This window comes from Mycobacterium sp. SMC-18 (assembly GCF_045310895.1).
In the GTDB taxonomy this organism is placed as follows: domain Bacteria; phylum Actinomycetota; class Actinomycetes; order Mycobacteriales; family Mycobacteriaceae; genus Mycobacterium.
In genome coordinates, this window is record NZ_JBJIAL010000005.1 from 213,829 (window position 1) to 229,749 (window position 15,921).

Annotated in this window: 13 protein-coding genes; 9 read left to right on the forward strand and 4 right to left on the reverse strand. The window is 68.9% G+C overall.

Features of this window, described 5'->3' with window-relative positions; translation table 11 throughout:
* Positions 1-126 precede the first annotated feature (126 nt).
* The 3 genes from ACJH6J_RS06890 to ACJH6J_RS06900 are packed head-to-tail and all read left to right on the forward strand — an operon-like array spanning position 127 to position 3,591.
* Positions 127-1,542: an AarF/ABC1/UbiB kinase family protein gene (locus tag ACJH6J_RS06890; RefSeq protein WP_212807303.1), complete on the forward strand. Its 1,416-nt coding sequence runs from the start codon at positions 127-129 to the stop codon at positions 1,540-1,542.
* Entirely contained in the window at positions 1,532-2,683 is a 1,152-nt protein-coding gene (locus tag ACJH6J_RS06895; RefSeq protein WP_318985394.1) for a cytochrome P450, read from the forward strand. The genes ACJH6J_RS06890 and ACJH6J_RS06895 overlap by 11 nt, the downstream gene beginning before the upstream one ends.
* A complete protein-coding gene (locus tag ACJH6J_RS06900; RefSeq protein WP_135356441.1) occupies positions 2,683-3,591 on the forward strand; it encodes an NAD(P)-dependent oxidoreductase in 909 nt (302 codons plus the stop codon). Before ACJH6J_RS06895 ends, ACJH6J_RS06900 begins: the two co-directional genes overlap by 1 nt.
* Here ACJH6J_RS06900 and ACJH6J_RS06905 read toward each other — a convergent pair.
* On the reverse strand, positions 3,583-3,969 hold the full coding sequence (locus ACJH6J_RS06905; protein WP_135356524.1) for a thiol-disulfide oxidoreductase DCC family protein: 387 nt from the start codon (positions 3,967-3,969) through the stop codon (positions 3,583-3,585). The two genes, ACJH6J_RS06900 and ACJH6J_RS06905, sit on opposite strands and share 9 nt — an antisense overlap.
* A gap of 57 nt (positions 3,970-4,026) precedes the next feature.
* Positions 4,027-5,346: a DUF222 domain-containing protein gene (locus ACJH6J_RS06910; protein WP_135356440.1), complete on the reverse strand. Its 1,320-nt coding sequence runs from the start codon at positions 5,344-5,346 to the stop codon at positions 4,027-4,029.
* Between the two features lie 112 nt (positions 5,347-5,458).
* Here ACJH6J_RS06910 and ACJH6J_RS06915 point away from each other — a divergent pair, with 112 nt between their 5' ends.
* From ACJH6J_RS06915 to ACJH6J_RS06940, 6 genes are all read left to right on the forward strand, one after another.
* A complete protein-coding gene (locus ACJH6J_RS06915) occupies positions 5,459-5,980 on the forward strand; it encodes a 2-oxo-4-hydroxy-4-carboxy-5-ureidoimidazoline decarboxylase (protein ID WP_318985393.1) in 522 nt (173 codons plus the stop codon).
* Between the two features lie 62 nt (positions 5,981-6,042).
* Positions 6,043-9,936, forward strand: a complete 3,894-nt coding sequence (locus tag ACJH6J_RS06920; protein WP_406803722.1) for a Pls/PosA family non-ribosomal peptide synthetase — start codon at positions 6,043-6,045, stop codon at positions 9,934-9,936.
* Entirely contained in the window at positions 9,933-11,267 is a 1,335-nt protein-coding gene (locus ACJH6J_RS06925) for a M1 family metallopeptidase (protein WP_406774087.1), read from the forward strand. The genes ACJH6J_RS06920 and ACJH6J_RS06925 overlap by 4 nt, the downstream gene beginning before the upstream one ends.
* Complete coding sequence (locus ACJH6J_RS06930; protein ID WP_371824494.1) at positions 11,234-12,472, forward strand: hypothetical protein; 1,239 nt, start codon at positions 11,234-11,236, stop codon at positions 12,470-12,472. Before ACJH6J_RS06925 ends, ACJH6J_RS06930 begins: the two co-directional genes overlap by 34 nt.
* A gap of 21 nt (positions 12,473-12,493) precedes the next feature.
* Positions 12,494-13,186 carry a glycosyltransferase family 2 protein gene (locus ACJH6J_RS06935; RefSeq protein ID WP_212807310.1) on the forward strand — a complete coding sequence of 231 codons (693 nt, stop codon included), beginning with the start codon at positions 12,494-12,496 and terminating at the stop codon, positions 13,184-13,186.
* Entirely contained in the window at positions 13,183-13,542 is a 360-nt protein-coding gene (locus ACJH6J_RS06940) for a DUF2304 domain-containing protein (protein WP_212807311.1), read from the forward strand. Before ACJH6J_RS06935 ends, ACJH6J_RS06940 begins: the two co-directional genes overlap by 4 nt.
* Here ACJH6J_RS06940 and ACJH6J_RS06945 read toward each other — a convergent pair.
* Together ACJH6J_RS06945 and ACJH6J_RS06950 are read right to left on the reverse strand one after the other, a co-directional pair.
* On the reverse strand, positions 13,533-14,129 hold the full coding sequence (locus tag ACJH6J_RS06945) for a TetR/AcrR family transcriptional regulator (protein WP_020100950.1): 597 nt from the start codon (positions 14,127-14,129) through the stop codon (positions 13,533-13,535). The genes ACJH6J_RS06940 and ACJH6J_RS06945 overlap by 10 nt on opposite strands.
* 1 nt (position 14,130) lies before the next feature.
* The gene (locus tag ACJH6J_RS06950; protein WP_212807312.1) at positions 14,131-15,915 is read right to left on the reverse strand and encodes an amidohydrolase family protein; all 1,785 of its coding nucleotides are present in this window, start codon (positions 15,913-15,915) and stop codon (positions 14,131-14,133) included.
* Positions 15,916-15,921 lie beyond the last annotated feature (6 nt).

Genomic DNA, 15,921 nt, shown 5'->3' on the forward strand with positions numbered 1-15,921 from the left:
CGGTGACCAGGCGTTCCTTGGTCCGTTCCCTTGTCGAGGTTTCCACCGCTGACTCCCCACCATTGACCGGATATAAGAAGGGTCATATATTTCGTACTAGGTCACCATACAACGCTGGGAGGCGCAATGACCGGGAATGTGCCGCGCGGACGCATCCGCCGCACCATGCCGGTCGCCGGCTTCACCGCCCGCGCCGCCGGTGGCCGGATGGTCGCGGCGCTGCGCGAGAAGGCCGGCAACACCGGCGCCGTCGAACGTTTCCACGAGCGCACCGCCGAGCAGTACGCCGAACTGCTCGGCCACTCCAAGGGCGTGTTGATGAAGGCCGGTCAACTGGTGTCGATGGTCGACGCCAATGCCATTGGCGGCGGCGAACTCTCGCCGTACCAGCGCGCACTGACGCGGCTACAGGCCGACGCGCCACCGATGGATTCAGCGCTGGCCCGGCGGGTCGTCGAGGACGATCTCGGTCGCCCGATCTCCGCGGTCTTCGCCTCGTTCTCCGACGAACCGATGGCGGCGGCGTCCATCGGACAGGTCCACCGTGCGGTGCTGCACGACGGCCGCGACGTCGCGGTCAAGGTGCAGTATCCCGGTGTGGCACAAGCCATTCGCGATGATCTGTCGAACACCGAATTGCTGGCGACGATGTTCCGGTTCGCGGCAGGCGCGGCGAGCACGCTCGGCACCGTCTTGCCCGATGTCACACCCATCGCCGCGGAGATTTCCGAACGCATCTCCGAGGAGATCGACTACCGCAGGGAAGCCGCGCACATCACCGCGTTCCATGAGCTGTACCGCGATCATCCGTTCATCCGGGTACCCGAGGTCGTTCGCGAGGCATCCGGCGACCGTGTCCTCACCATGACGTATCTGGACGGATTGGACTGGGCCGCAGCGCAAGACGTCGATCAGAACTTGAAGGACACCTGGGCCGAGGTGATCACCCGGTTCATCGCCGGAGCGTACCGGCACGGCAATCTGTTCCACGCCGACCCACACCCGGGCAACTACCGATTCGGCCTTGACGGCACGGTCGGATTCGTCGACTTCGGCTGCGTGAAGGTGTTATCCGAGGATTTGCGTAGTCGCATTGTGCGCATGATGCGGTCAGCGGTCGACGGGCGCAGACCCGAGCTGAGGTCAGTCATGATCGAAAGTGGATTCTTCACAACCGATTCCGCGCTGACAGCTGATGACGCTTATCGGTGGTACCAAGGCATCATCTATGAGATTCTCGCGCCTCAACCAGTGACCTACACCGAGGACACATCGCGGCGCGCGATCGCAAACCTCCTGGACGTACGCGATGCTGACCACCTGATGCGGCACATCACAGTGCCGCCCGATCTCGTCTTCTTTTCCCGGCTCAACCTGTCCATGAACGCCATCTTCACCGCCTTGCACGCGACCTTCCACGCCCGTGCCGCGGTCGACGACATGGACGGCGTCGCGGAGCCGATCACAGAGTTGGGCCGTCAGCACGTGGCCTGGGTTCGCGAGCGTGGCTTGCCTTTCGGGACGGACAACCATGTCCGCTAACGACGTCACGGCAGCCCGGCTGCCCTGGGACGCCGCCGATCCCTATCCCTTCTACGAAGCCCGGCGGCGCGACGGAGATGTCGTGTGGGACAACGCCGCACAGGGTTGGTTGGTGCTCGGCTACGACGCGGCCCGGCAGGTGCTCGGCGGGACCCGCTGGACGAGCGACCCGCTGACCAACCCGGTGGCACGCGCGTCGATGACCATGCTGGGGCCGGAATTCGCGAAGGCGTCGATGCTCTTCACCGACGGCGCCCACCACGACCGGCTGCGCGGCGCGGTCCGGGACGCGTTCACCCGCAGCACGATATCCGGGCTGACCGAAGGTGTGGAGACCATCGCCGCCGAGGTCATCGCGCAGGCACCCACCGGCGAGCCGTTCGATTTCATGTCGCGGATCGCCCTACCGCTGCCGATCGCGGTGGTGGGTGAATGGCTCGCGCTCGATCCGGCCCACGCCGCGTCGCTGCGCGAACTGTCGCCGTCGATCATCCGCATGCTCGGCACCCTGGCCGATCCCGTAGAGGTGGCCGAGGGCTTCGGCGCCGCGGCAGCACTCATGGCGGAGTTCCTGCCGCTCGCCGCCGATCGACGGGCCAATCCCGGCGATGACCTGTTCAGCTTCATCGCCACCGATCCCGAACTGTCGCTCGAAGACGTCGTGGTGACCGCCATCCTCATCGCGGTCGCCGGACACGAGACCACCGCGAATCTGCTCGGCGCTGGGCTGATTCGGCTGGTGACCGAACAGGTCGACACCGTCGACAGGGCCGTCATCACCGAACTGCTGCGACTCGACGGTCCGGTGCAGTCGACGGTGCGCACCGCGACCGAGGACCAGACGGTGGGCGGCGTCGACATCTCCGCCGGCGACAGCGTCGTCGTCGTGGTGGCGGCCGCGAACCGCGACCCGGCGGTGTTCGACGAACCCGACCGCTTCCGCTTGGACCGCACCGGCCCCGCCCCCGTGGCCTTCGGGTACGGCGCGCACTACTGCCTGGGTTCGGCGCTGGCCCAGCTGGAGTTGACCGTCGCGTTGCGGGAAGTCCTTGCGCGCCAACCTGTTGTCCGCGGCGCGGTCACGTGGCGCGATACTCCCGCCATTCGCGGACCGCAGACGTTGCCGGTGGCGTTCAGCTGATGCGGGTGTTCGTGACCGGCGGGACAGGCGCCATCGGCGTCCACACCGTGCCCGCCCTTGTCGCGGCGGGGCACGCCGTCACGGCGCTGGCTCGCAGCGATGCGAAAGCCGCTTGGTTACGGAGCCAGGGCGCTGAGCCGGTTTCGGTGTCGCTGTTCGACCGTCACGGGCTGGCCGACGCATTTGCCGGCCACGACGCGGTGATCAATCTGGCGTCGGCGCTGCCGTCGACCACGGCGTTCATCCGCAAATCCGCCTGGGCGGAATGTGAGCGGGTGCGTTCGGAGGGGTCCGCGAACGTTGTTGATGCCGCGCGGGATGCGGGCGTTCCGAACCTGATTCAAGAATCCGTGGTGATGATCTACCGCGACGGCGGCAGCGACTGGATCGACGAAGACCAGCCCGTAGACCACTACCCCATCACCCGCGGCAATCACGCCGCCGAGGCCAGCGCACGCCGGTTCGCGGCGGCCGGCGGGCAGGCGACGATCCTGCGGTTCGGCGTCTTCTACGGCCCGCATGCCGCGCACAGTGAACAGATCCTCGACATGGCCAAGTGGCACATCGGGTTCTCTCCCGGACGGCCCGGCACCTACCTGTCGTCGATCCACGTCGCGGATGCGGCGAGCGCCGTCGTCGCGGCACTCACGGCACCCGGCGGCACCTACAACGTCGTCGACGACCGGCCACTCACCAAGCACGAATACACCGAGGCCTGCGCTGCCGCCGTCGGGCGCCGCATCTGGATCAGCGGGCCGGGACGGCTGGGGCTCCTGCTCGGTGACCGACTCACGTCGATGACGAGGTCACTTCGGGTGAGCAACAAGCGTTTTCGCGAGGCTGCGGGCTGGCGTCCCCGCTACCCCAGCGCAGTCGAGGGTTACCGCGCGATGGCAGAGCTACGGTGAAACACATTCCGAGGGTGCGGATTCGCACCACGGTGTGACGCCGCGGAAGTGGTAGCGGTGGGTCGCGACCCAGCGGTAGATCCACTCTTGGAGCGCGCCGACGCCCGGGATGCCGTAAACCCACAACGGCAACCGGGTACCGATCGCCGCGGACACCGCGGCGTTCGCCGCCTTGGCGCCACCGAGCACCTCGCCGGAGGAATCCAGCCACCACACCGATTCCATCAAGTGCTCCGGTGCCACTCCCAGTCGTTCGGCGGTACCGGGCTTCTGCAGTGGTTCGGTGCGAAGCCGGCCGGTGCGATTCATCCGCAACAACTGATTGCGGGCGCGAGTACACATCCCGCACTTGCCGTCGAAGAACAGCACACCGTCCATGACTTCATCATGCGCCGCCAGGCGCGGCCGGAAACCGTGAGTCGCCACACATCAGGGCTAGTTGCGCATGATTCGCGGGCGCGATCCCTCGTCGATGATCGCGAGATGGACCCTGCGGGTCAGGATTTGCAGTCCTGTCGGCATCGGCGGCGCGGCAGAGGTGTAGACCGCACCGGTCGGAGTGGTCAGTGTGACGGTGTGGCGGCCGTGCCGGTCGTAGGTTGTGGCCGCGTGCCAGCCGGGTTCTTCTTTGACGTAGTTGCAGTGCGCACATTGGCCTTGACCGTTGTGCACGCTGGTCGGGCCATGCTGCGCGCGCGGCCGGATGTGGTCGGTGTGCCGAATCCTGGCGTTGCAGTACGGGGTCCGGCAGATCTGATCCCGCAACGCGATGAACCGGGCCAGGGCTTTCGGGAACGCCCGGGATTTCGACTCCATCGCCACCAGCTTGTTGGTGCCCGGCTGGGCGTACAGGCGCCGCACCGCGGCCGCGCCCTGCGCATCGAGCGCGCCGACCACGACGAGATCCCGCGCTATTTCGGCCGGGATCGGCCCGTATCCCTCCAGATGCGCCGGTTCTGAGCCACCGCCGAGCAGGGTCTCATCCGAGAGCACCAGGTTCGCCGTCACCGGCACCGGCGACTGCACCGGGTTGCGGCCCGTGACCCGCTGCACCATCACGTCGGCCATGATCTGGTCGTGGGTGCGGCCCAACCCGGCCGGTACCGTCGTGCCCGGCAGTGTCGAGGCCAGCGTGCTCGCCGCCTCATCGGACAGCGCGGTATGCATGGCGCGGCCTTCGGCGGCCGGCAGCCGCACGCTCACGGTGGCCATGCCGTCACCAGCAGGCCGGAACCGGACATGACGCCCGGCCGGCGCGCGGCGCACCCGCTGCACGATCGCCTCCTGATCGAGCCGGTAGGCGATCCGCTTGGCCTCGGCGGTGATCTCGGCATCACCCTTACCGTCGAGGGTGGCAGGGTCCGAGCACAATTCGGCATCCAGCAGCCGGCGATCCAACACCGACAGGCACTCGGCCTCTTTGGTGATCAGCTCGGCCCGGTGCTCGGAGAGCACACCCGACTCCAACGCGGCCAGCGTGCACGGCATGTCCGCGACCAGGATGCGGGCCATCGCCATCAACCGCTCACCCCGATGCGGCGACTCGCGCCGCGCCAACCCGATCTCCGAACCCAGCGCGGCCCGCGACACCCGCGGCCCACCCGCTCGGGCAGCGGCCACCCGCCGCGACTCCAGTTCGGCCGCAATCCGGGCCTGCTGGGCCGCCGCACGCGCCTTGACCCGTTCGAGCTCCGCCATGCGACCCGACAACGCCGCCTCGTCGGCGGCGAGGTCCATCAACGAGCTTTCGAACATACGTTCGACTCTATCGGATACCTGTGATGCGCGCCAGACCCCAGATAAATGAATTTGCCCCGCTGTAACACGAGGAAATCTGCCCGTACCCTGCAGATTCGATGATGTCTATGTGTTGATGCATCAGGGAATCGGTCTCGACGCGTTCAACGCCATGCCGAAGCAGCGGGCGGTGCACGCACTGTACGAATGCTGCTACAGCGTGCCCCTGGCCGGCAGCCTCGCCGACGGACGCGCCTACAAAGACCACGACCACCTGTTCCGGCGGGCGGACGACCTCCTCTTCGCGCTCGGCGACTCCTCGGTGGACGCGATCCTGCAGGCCTATCCGCAGCTCGGCCGCCGCCCCGGCAGCGCCCGCTCACAGTTCGAACAGTGCGCGGTGTGCGACCGCGACCCCGATCTCATGGCAACCCTGACCGCGCATGCGGCGACCTACCGGGACCACTTCGGCTTCGATTTCGTGATGTTCGTCGGCGCCATGAGCGCCCACGAAGTGCTGACCCACATGGCCGACCGCATGCACAACGACCACGAGACCGAGCGCAAGGTGGTCCGCAACGAGCTGGCCCGCATCAACCGAACCCGGCTGGAGCGCATGCTCGGGCCTGAAGGCGGCTACAACAACTGGTAACGAAGCCGCCACGGCATGCCCGCCGCCAGGAAGCGTTCGCCAAGCCTTAGTAGTTTGTACCCGTGCATCAGGAGATCCCCCCGCAGTACGTGCGTTCGGCGAACGCACCGCAGGCCCGGACCCTCATCGACATCCTCTACGCCACGGCCGACCAGTACCCCGATGCACCCGCCATCGACGACGGCACCGTCCAGCTCACCTACGCCGAGCTGATCGCCGACGTCGAGGAGAGCGTCGCCTGGCTGGCGGCGCGCGGCATCGGCCGAGGTGACCGCATCGGCATCCGCATGCCGTCGGGCAGCTACGCGCTGTACGTGTCGATCCTGGCGACCCTCGCCACCGGCGCCGCATACGTCCCCGTCGACGCCGACGATCCCGAGGAACGCGCCGCGCTGGTCTTCGGCGAGGCCGGCGTCGTCGGCATCATCACCGAGGCGGGCCTGGTCCGCGGGCCCGGCTCGACCCGCGGCTGGCAGGCCGGCCGCCCGCTGACCCGCGACGACGCCTGGATCATCTTCACCTCCGGCTCCACCGGCACCCCGAAGGGCGTCGCGGTGACGCACCGCAACGCCGCCGCGTTCGTCGACGCCGAGGCCGAAATCTTCCTGAAGGACAGTCCGCTGGGCCCGGGCGACCGGGTGCTGGCCGGGCTGTCGGTGGCCTTCGACGCGTCCTGCGAAGAGATGTGGCTGGCCTGGCGCCACGGCGCCTGCCTCGTCCCGGCCCCGCGCTCGCTGGTGCGCAGCGGCATGGACCTCGGCCCGTGGCTGGTGTCACGCGACATCACCGTCGTCTCGACGGTCCCGACGCTGGCCTCGCTGTGGCCTGCCGAGGCCCTGGAGGCCGTGCGGCTGCTGATCTTCGGCGGCGAGGCCTGCCCGCCCGAGCTCGCCGAGCGCCTGGCGGTCGAGGGCCGCGAGGTGTGGAACACCTACGGACCGACCGAAGCCACGGTCGTCGCGTGCCTCGCGCCGCTCGGCGGTGGCCCGGTCAGCATCGGCCTGCCGCTGCCCGGCTGGGATCTGGCGGTCGTCGACAAGGACGGCCTGCAGGTCGGCTACGGCGACGTCGGCGAGCTGGTGATCGGCGGCGTCGGCCTGGCCCGCTACCTGGACCCGGAAAAGGACGCCGAGAAATACGCGCCGATGGAGACGCTCGGCTGGGGCCGCGCGTACCGCAGCGGTGACCTGGTCCGGCTCGAGGCAGACGGCCTCTACTTCCAGGGCCGTGCCGACGATCAGGTCAAGGTCGGCGGCCGCCGCATCGAGCTCGGCGAAGTCGACGCCGCACTGGTCAACCTGCCCGGTGTCAGCGGTGGTGCCGCCGCGGTGCGCAAGACCGCCACCGGCACTCCCCTGCTCGTCGGCTACATCGCCAGCGCCGACCCCGAATTCGATATCACCAAGGCCCGCAAGACTCTTGCCGAGTCGCTGCCGGCCGCGCTGGTGCCGCGCCTCGTCCTGGTCGACGAATTGCCCACGCGCACATCAGGAAAAGTCGACCGCAACGCACTGCCGTGGCCCATCGAAGGGGCGGGCGCGGCGGCCGACGACAGTCCCGACCTCGACGGCACCATGGGCTGGCTCGCCGGGCTCTGGCGCGACGTGCTGGCCTCCCCGATCGACGGACCCGGCGCCGACTTCTTCGCACTCGGCGGCGGCTCGCTGTCCGCCGCGCAGCTCGTCTCGCTGCTGCGGGAGAAGTACCCACAGGTCACCGTCGCCGACCTGTACGACCACCCGCGCCTGGGCTCACTGGCCGGCTACCTCGACGAACTCGACCCGCCGCCGCTCGTCGAAACCCGAAGCGTCACACCGGTTCCGCTGACGACACAGCTCATCCAGACCGCCGCCGCCATCCCGCTCGCGACGCTGGCCGGCATGCAGTGGGTCGTCTGGCTGGCCATCCTGAACAACGTCGCCGCCGCGCTGCACCTGCTGCCCTGGGCCCACACCGTGAACTGGTGGGTGATCCTCGTCGGGTTCCTGGTGTTCGTCACACCGATCGGCCGCATGGGTATCGCCGTGTTCGCCGCCCGCGCCCTGCTGTCCGGCCTGGAACCGGGCACCTACAAACGGGGCGGCTCCGAGCACCTGCGGGTCTGGCTCGCCGAACGGCTGGGCGAGGCCAGCGGCGCCGAAAACCAGGCCGGTGCACCGTGGTTGGTGTACTACGCCCGCGCACTGGGCAACCGCGTCGGCGAGGGCGTCGACCTGCACTCGACGCCACCGGTCACCGGCATGCTCACGCTCGGCGACCGCTGCTCGGTCGAGCCGGAGGTCGACCTCACCGGCCACTGGATCGACGGCGACCTGTTCCACGTCGGCCCCATCAGCATCGGCAACGACGCCACCATCGGTGCCCGGACGACGCTGCTGCCGGGTGCGGTGGTCGGCAAGAACGCCGACGTCGCACCGGGTTCCGGCGTGATCGGCAAGGTCAAGGCCAAGCAATACTGGAAGGGTTCGCCGGCGGTGAAGTCGGGCAAGGCCCACCACCCGTGGCCCGACGAGAGGCCGGGCCGCGCGCCCATCTGGGTCGCGATGTACGGACTGACTTCGGTGCTGCTCGGCGGACTGCCGATCCTGGCCCTCGCGGCCGGACTCGCGGTGCTGATTCCGCCGGTGCGCCATACGCATTCGCTGCCAGAGGCAGTCCTGCCGGTCGCGTTGTGGACGCCCGTCGCCGCGGTGGTCGCCATGGCGGTGTACGCCGCGCTGACCGTGATCGGGGTGCGCCTGCTGGCCCTCGGCCTGACCGAGGGCTACCACCCGGTGCGCAGCCGGGTGGGCTGGCAGCTGTGGGCCACCGAGCGCCTGATGGACGCCGCCCGCAACTACCTGTTCCCCATCTACGCGAGCCTGCTGACGCCGTGGTGGCTGCGAATCCTGGGCGCGAAAGTCGGTAAGGACACCGAGATTTCGACGGCCCTGCTGACCCCGAAATTCACCGAGGTGCTCGACGGCGCGTTCCTGGCCGACGACACCATGGTGGCGTCGTACGAGCTCGGCGGCGGCTGGATTCACGTGGCGAAGGCGACCGTCGGCCGGCGCGCGTTCCTCGGCAACTCGGGCATCACCCAGCCCGGCCGCCGCGTCCCCGACGACGGTCTGGTCGCCGTGCTGTCGGCGACGCCGCACAAGGCCAAGGCCGGTTCGTCGTGGCTGGGCAGTCCGCCGATCCGGTTGCGCCGCCAGCCAACCGAAGCCGACGCGGTACGCACCTTCCACCCGTCGCTGCGCCTGAAGGTGATGCGGTCGACGGTCGAGACCCTGCGGATCGTCCCGGTGATGGTGACGTTCGGCATCGGCGTCGCGGTCCTCGGCGTCCTGCAGGCCCTGGCGGGCGAATTGGGCTGGGTGTGGGCGGCATTGGGCGCCGGCCTGGTCCTGCTGAATGCGGGCGCCATCGCCGGTGCCATCGCCGTGGTCGCGAAGTGGTTGATGGTCGGACGCATCCGGGCCGTCGAGCACCCCCTGTGGTCGCCGTTCGTGTGGCGCAACGAGGTGTCCGACACCTTCGTCGAGACCGTCGCCGGCCCGTGGTTCGCCCGCGCGGCCAGCGGCACCCCGGTGATGAACCTGTGGCTGCGGGCCCTCGGCGCGGCGATCGGCCGCGGCGTGTGGTGCGAAACCTATTGGCTGCCAGAGGCCGACCTGGTGACGCTGGGCCGGGGCGCGACGGTGAACCGGGGCTGCGTGGTGCAGACCCACCTGTTCCACGACCGCATCATGCAGCTCGACACCGTGGTGCTGGAGGCGGGCGCGACGCTCGGTACCCACTGCGTCGCGCTGCCCGCGGCCAGCATCGGCGCGGGCGCGACCGTCGGCCCGGCCTCCCTGGTGATGCGCGGCGACGCGGTGCCGGCCTCGACGCGCTGGCAGGGCAACCCGATTGCCCCGTGGGTCGGCAAGAAGCGCAAGTCCGGCAACCGACAAAAGGCGCAGGCCGCGTGACCCGGACAAACAAGAAGGACCGCAAAAGCGTTGCGCCGGTGATCGATCCGTACCTGCCCAACAACGGCAACTTCGGCTTCCGGGTGTCCCGCTACGAGCTGAGCCTCGAATACAAGGTCGAGAGCAACCGGCTGACGGGCATCGCCCACATCACCGCGGTCACCCTGGCATCACTGAACTGGTTCACCCTGGACCTGTCCGACGACCTGTCGGTGGCCAAGGTCGAGGTCAACGGACGGCGACCGGCCAAATTCCGCACCGTCAACGGCAAGCTGCACATCACGCTGGCCGACCAGCTGCCCGCCGGCGCCGCGATGAAGGTGACGGTGCGCTATGGCGGTAACCCGCGCCCCATCAAATCCATCTGGGGCGCGGTCGGTTTCGAGGAACTGACCGAAGGGGCCCTGGTTGCCGGGCAACCGAACGGCGCGGCGTCCTGGTTCCCGTGCGACGACCACCCGAGCAGCAAGGCCAGCTATCGCATCGCGATCAGCACCGACAGCCCATACCGGGTGGTCGCCAACGGTGAGCTGGTGAGCCGGAAAACCCGTGCGGCACAGACGTTGTGGGTGTATGAGCTCGCCGAGCCGACGTCGACCTATCTGATCACGCTGCAGATCGGCCGCTACGAGTCGGTGCGCCTGGCCAAATCGCCGGTGCCGATGTCCGCCGCCCTGCCGCAGCGGCTGATCCGCAACTTCGAATACGACTTCGGCCGCCAGCCCCAGATGATGCAGCTGTTCACCCGGCTGTTCGGGCCGTATCCGCTGTCGACCGGCTACACCGTCGTCGTCACCGACGACGACCTGGAGATCCCGCTCGAGGCGCAAGGTATTTCGATCTTCGGCGCCAACCACTGCGACGGCCGCCGCAGCGCCGAGCGGCTCATCGCGCACGAGATGGCCCACCAGTGGTTCGGCAACTCGGTTACGGTACGACGCTGGCGCGATATCTGGCTGCACGAGGGATTTGCCTGTTACGCGGAGTGGCTGTGGGCCGAGGAGTCGGGCTGGCGCACCGCCGACCAGCTGGCCGCCCACAATCTGCAGAAACTCCGGGGCCTGCCGCAGAACCTGCTGCTGGCCGACCCGGGACCCGAGGACATGTTCGACGACCGCGTCTACAAGCGCGGCGCACTGACCCTACATGCCCTGCGGCGCACCATCGGCGACGCGAATTTCTTTGCGCTACTGCGCGATTGGACCACCCGGTACCGGCACTCGACCGCGCTGACCGACGACTTCACCGGCCTGGCCGCCAACTACACCGACCAGTCCCTGCGCGGACTGTGGACCGCGTGGCTCTACACGACGGAGCTGCCGGCACTGTGAAACCCAGCGGTGTGGCGCGGGTCGCCGTCGCGACGGTGCTCAGCGCGCTCTGCGGCTACGCGATCCTGTACCTCGCCGCGCGCGATCTGGCCCCCGCCGGATTCTCGGTGTTCAGCGTCTTCTGGGGCGCATTCGGGTTGTTCACCGGCGCGGCCAACGGACTGCTGCAGGAGGCCACCCGTGAGGTCCGCGTCGCGCGCATCGCCGAGCCCCAGCCGGGACCGCACCTGCAGCCGCTCCGCGTGGCCGCGCTCGTAGCCGTCGCCGCGGGCCTGCTGATCGCCGGCACCGCCCCATTGTGGGCGGCGCACGTGTTCGTCGAATCCACCCCGCTGAGCGTGACACTGCTGAGCGTCGGCCTCGCCGGCTTCTGCCTGCACGCCACGTTGCTCGGCGTGCTGGCCGGGGCCGACGGCTGGACGCAGTACGGGACGCTGATGGTGACCGACGCGGGTATCCGGGTCGCCGTCGCGGTCGCGGCGTTCATCCTGGGCTGGGGCCTCGACGGCTACCTGTGGGCCACCGTCGCCGGGTCGATGTCGTGGCTGATCCTGCTGCTGGCCTCCCACGTCGCCCGGTCCGCCGCCGCCATCCACACGCCCGGCACCCCGCGGACGTTCCTGACGGGATCGGCGCACTCGATCGCCGCCGCGGGCGCCAGCGCCGTGCTGGTGATGGGCTTCCCGGTGCTGCTGCAGGCCACGTCCCGCGACCTGGGGGCCACCGGCGGCGTCATCATCCTGGCGGTGACGCTGACCCGCGCCCCGCTGCTGGTCCCGCTGACCGCCATGCAGGGCAACCTGATCGCGCATTTCGTCGACAACCGCAGGCTGCGCGCGCTACTCACGCCGACCCTGGTGCTCGCCGGACTGGGCGCCCTGGCAGTGGTGGCGGCCGGGCTGCTCGGGCCGTGGCTGCTGCGCACGCTGTTCGGGCCCGAGTACGCCGCGAGCGGCGCGCTGCTGGCCTGGCTGACGGCCGGCGCCGTCGCCATCGCCTTCCTGACCCTGACCGGGGCCGCGACCGTCGCCGCCGCGCTGCACCGCGCCTACGCGATCGGCTGGGTCAGCGCCACCGTGGCCGCGGCACTGTTGTTGCTGCTGCCGCTGGACCTGCAGACCCGCACCATCGTCGCGCTGATGTGCGGACCGCTGGTCGGAATCGTCGTCCACCTCGCCGCGCTGAGCGCGATCAGGCGCCCCTGAGCGTGTAGTTTCGGCAGCAACATGTCCTTCTATCACGACGTCTGGATCGTCATCCCCGCGTACAACGAGGCGAGCGTCATTGCCGACGTCGTCGCGGATGTGCGCGCCGTCTTCCCCAATGTCGTCGTCGTCGACGACGGCGGCCGGGACGACACCGGCGACCGCGCCTTTGCCGCCGGCGCCCACGTGGTGCGTCATCCGGTGAACCTCGGTCAGGGGGCGGCCATCCAGACCGGCGTCGAATACGCCCGATCACGGCCCGGGGCACAGTTTTTCGCCACCTTCGACGCCGACGGCCAGCACCAGGTCAAGGACGTCGTGCGGATGCTCGACCGGCTGCGGGCCGAGGATCTGGACATCGTCATCGGCACGCGGTTCGCCGACCGGCCGCCCGACCGCATGCCGATGCTCAAGCGGCTGCTGCTGCCGATCGTCGCCAAACTCAGCCGGTCCAGCCGCCAGCTGCACCTGACCGACGCGCACAACGGCCTGCGGGTGTTCAACAAGACGGTGGCCGACGGACTGAACCTGACCATGAACGGCATGAGCCACGCCAGCGAATTCGTCGCGCTGATCGTGGAGAACCAGTGGCGGATCGCCGAACAACCGGTGCACATCCTGTACACCGACTATTCGATGTCCAAGGGGCAGCCGCTGGTCAACGGCGTCAACATCATCGTCGACGGGTTGCTGCGCGGGAGGTTGCGCCGATGATCTGGACCAAGGCATTACTGATCGGCGCGGTGGTCCTGCTGCTGGCCTATCTGTTCTCGTCGCGGCGCAACGCGCAATCCCGGGCCTGGGTCAAGGTCGGCTACGTGTTCTTCGTGCTCGGCGCCATCTACGCGATCCTGCGCCCCAACGACACGACGGTGGTGGCGCACTGGCTCGGCATCGGCCGCGGCGCCGACCTGCTGTTGTACGCGCTGGTCATTGCGTTCCTGTTCACGACCATCAGCGCCTACATGCGGTTCAAGGACCTCGAACTGCGCTACGCCCAACTGGCCCGCGCGGTGGCGCTGGAAGGCGCCCGGGTGCCCGATCCCGAGCCGCCGATCCGTCAGGTCTGAACGCCCAGACTCCCCAGCATCGTGGCCAGCAGCTGGATGCGGCCGTCCTCGAGTTCCGGCTGCGGCAGCACGGCGCGGATCAGCGCCGCGCCGTCAAATGTGTTGACCATGACGGCGACGATCAGCATGAGCAGTTCCGGCGGCAACTGATCGGCGCCGGGCATCTCCTGCGCGGTCTCGTAGATGTTGCGGCCGTATTCGACGAGGGCGCCCTGCAGCGTCGTCCGCAGCTTCTCGTCGGTGCGCGCCGCCACCATCAGCTCGTACATCACGGCGTTGGTGGCGTTGCCGCTGATGTCGCGCAGCGCGATCAACGCGCCCTCCAGAGCGGGCCGGTCCGAAGGGATTTCGGCGATCTGCTTACTGAACTGCTCCAGCTGCCGGCGCATGACCTCCAGCGCCGTGGCGGCCATGAAATCGCCCATGGTGGCGAAATGCTTGAACAGCGCGCCGTCGGAGACCTCGGCCCGGCGCGCGATCACCGCCGCCGAGGCACGGGCGTAGCCCACCTCGACGATGGTGGCGATCGCGGCGTCGAGAAGCCGGGCCCGGGTCTCCTCCCGGCGCTGCTGTTGAGTTCTGGCCACGTCAGACCGCTTGTGCCACCGGCAGTTTCGCGCCGCGCGCCGGCAGGTAGTGGCCGGACTTCACGGTCTGCCCGTAGCCCTCGACGAATTCGCCGTCGCGGAACACCACCTGGCCACCCACACCGGTCGCCACGACGGCGGCGTCGCTGCGGTTGACCATGCGGCTCAGGCCGCCGTAGAACTCCACCGAATCCTCGTGGTACGCCTCGAGTCCGGCGTCGAGGCCGGCGGGATCGATCACCACGAAGTCGGCGCGCTCACCCTGACGCAGGGTGCCGGCCTCGAGACCGAACCAGTCGGCGACCTCACCGGTGAGCCGGTGCACGGCGTGCTCGGTGGTCATGAACGGGCGGCCGGCCTTGTCGGCGTCCTGCACGCGGCGCAGCATCCGCAGCGCGTAGTTGTAGAACGCCATGTTCCGAAGGTGCGCACCGGCATCCGAGAAGCCCATGTGCACCGACGGTTCGACGGCCAGCTTGTCGAGCTGCTTGGGACGGTGGTTGGCCACGATGGTGGTCCAGCGGGTGTTGCGTTCGCCGTGCTCGACCAGGACGTCGAGGAAGGCGTCGAGCGGGTGGATGCCGCGCTCGTCGGCGATCTGGCCAAAGCTCTTGCCGATCAACGACTTATCGGGGCATTCGACGATGGTCGAGTCGTGGAAGTCGCGGTGCCACAGGGTCGGGCCCAGCACCTTCTTGTCGAACGACTTCCGGAACCGGCGCCGGTACTCCGGGTCGGCCATCAGCTTGTTGCGCTCCAGCTGGTCACGCAGATGCAGCGCGGCGGTGCCCGCACCGAACTCCTCGAAAACCGGGAGATCGATTCCGTCCGAATACAATTCGAACGGCACGGGCAGGTGCTGGAAGCGGACCTTCGAATTCAGGACCTTGTTGGCCAGACGGGTCACCGGGCCCAGCAGGTACACCGCGCCGGGCGACGACTTGGCGTCGGCGGCCACCAAGAGGCTCATCCGCACGCCGCGGCGACGGCCGAACCAGCCGCTGCTCTCGAGGAAGAAGTTCAGTGCCTCTTGCAGTTTGGCGACGTTGGGCGCGCTCTGCAGGATGCGGCCGCGCTTGCGCAGCACCTTGATCAGCCGGCGGCGCTCCCGCCACGTCGCGAAGGTCGACGGCAGGGCGCGGGACCGGAAGCGGTCACCGTCGAGCTTGTCGATGGCGGCGTCCATGCCGGACATACCGAGCATGCCGGCGTCCAGGGCCGCTTCGAGCCGCGACGCCATGGTCTCGAGCTCGGCGTTGGTCGGGGTGACGTTCGGGGTCGTCGCGCGGTCCAGGCCCAGCACCGAGGTGCGCAGGTCGGAGTGACCCAGCAGCGAGCTGACATTCGGGCCGAGCGGCAGCGCCTCGAGCGCCTGCACATACTCGGCGGGTCCGGACCACGACCGGTTCTGCTCGAGCGCGCCGACGACGAACTTGCGCGGCACCGCCTCGACGCGGCTGAACAGGTCGGCGGCGTCGTCGTTCTCGGCGTAGACGGTCGACAGCGAACACATGCCCAGCAGCACCGTCGTCACGCCGTGGCGGACGGACTCCCGCAGGCCCGGATCGAGGAGCACCTCGGCGTCGTAGTGGGTGTGCACGTCGATGAAGCCCGGCGTCACCCACTTGCCCTTGGCGTCGATGACGTCGGGGCAGCCCGTCTCATCAAGTGGTTGTGCCGACACCGTCGCGACGACGCCGTCGCGGATACCCAGGTTGCGCAGTTGCGGCGTGCGGCCGGTGCCGTCGAACCACAAGCCGTCTTTGACGATCACGTCGTAGGTCATGACGTG

Excerpts from the sequence above, each read along its gene's own strand:
- ACJH6J_RS06890 (WP_212807303.1), top strand. The coding sequence starts at position 127 with ATGACCGGGAATGTGCCGCGCGGACGCATCCGCCGCACCATGCCGGTC.
- ACJH6J_RS06895 (WP_318985394.1), top strand. The coding sequence starts at position 1,532 with ATGTCCGCTAACGACGTCACGGCAGCCCGGCTGCCCTGGGACGCCGCC.
- ACJH6J_RS06935 (WP_212807310.1), top strand. The coding sequence starts at position 12,494 with ATGTCCTTCTATCACGACGTCTGGATCGTCATCCCCGCGTACAACGAG.
- ACJH6J_RS06940 (WP_212807311.1), top strand. The coding sequence starts at position 13,183 with ATGATCTGGACCAAGGCATTACTGATCGGCGCGGTGGTCCTGCTGCTG.
- ACJH6J_RS06910 (WP_135356440.1), bottom strand. The coding sequence starts at position 5,346 with ATGTTCGAAAGCTCGTTGATGGACCTCGCCGCCGACGAGGCGGCGTTG.
- ACJH6J_RS06900 (WP_135356441.1), top strand. The coding sequence starts at position 2,683 with ATGCGGGTGTTCGTGACCGGCGGGACAGGCGCCATCGGCGTCCACACC.
- ACJH6J_RS06950 (WP_212807312.1), bottom strand. The coding sequence starts at position 15,915 with ATGACCTACGACGTGATCGTCAAAGACGGCTTGTGGTTCGACGGCACC.
- ACJH6J_RS06905 (WP_135356524.1), bottom strand. The coding sequence starts at position 3,969 with ATGGACGGTGTGCTGTTCTTCGACGGCAAGTGCGGGATGTGTACTCGC.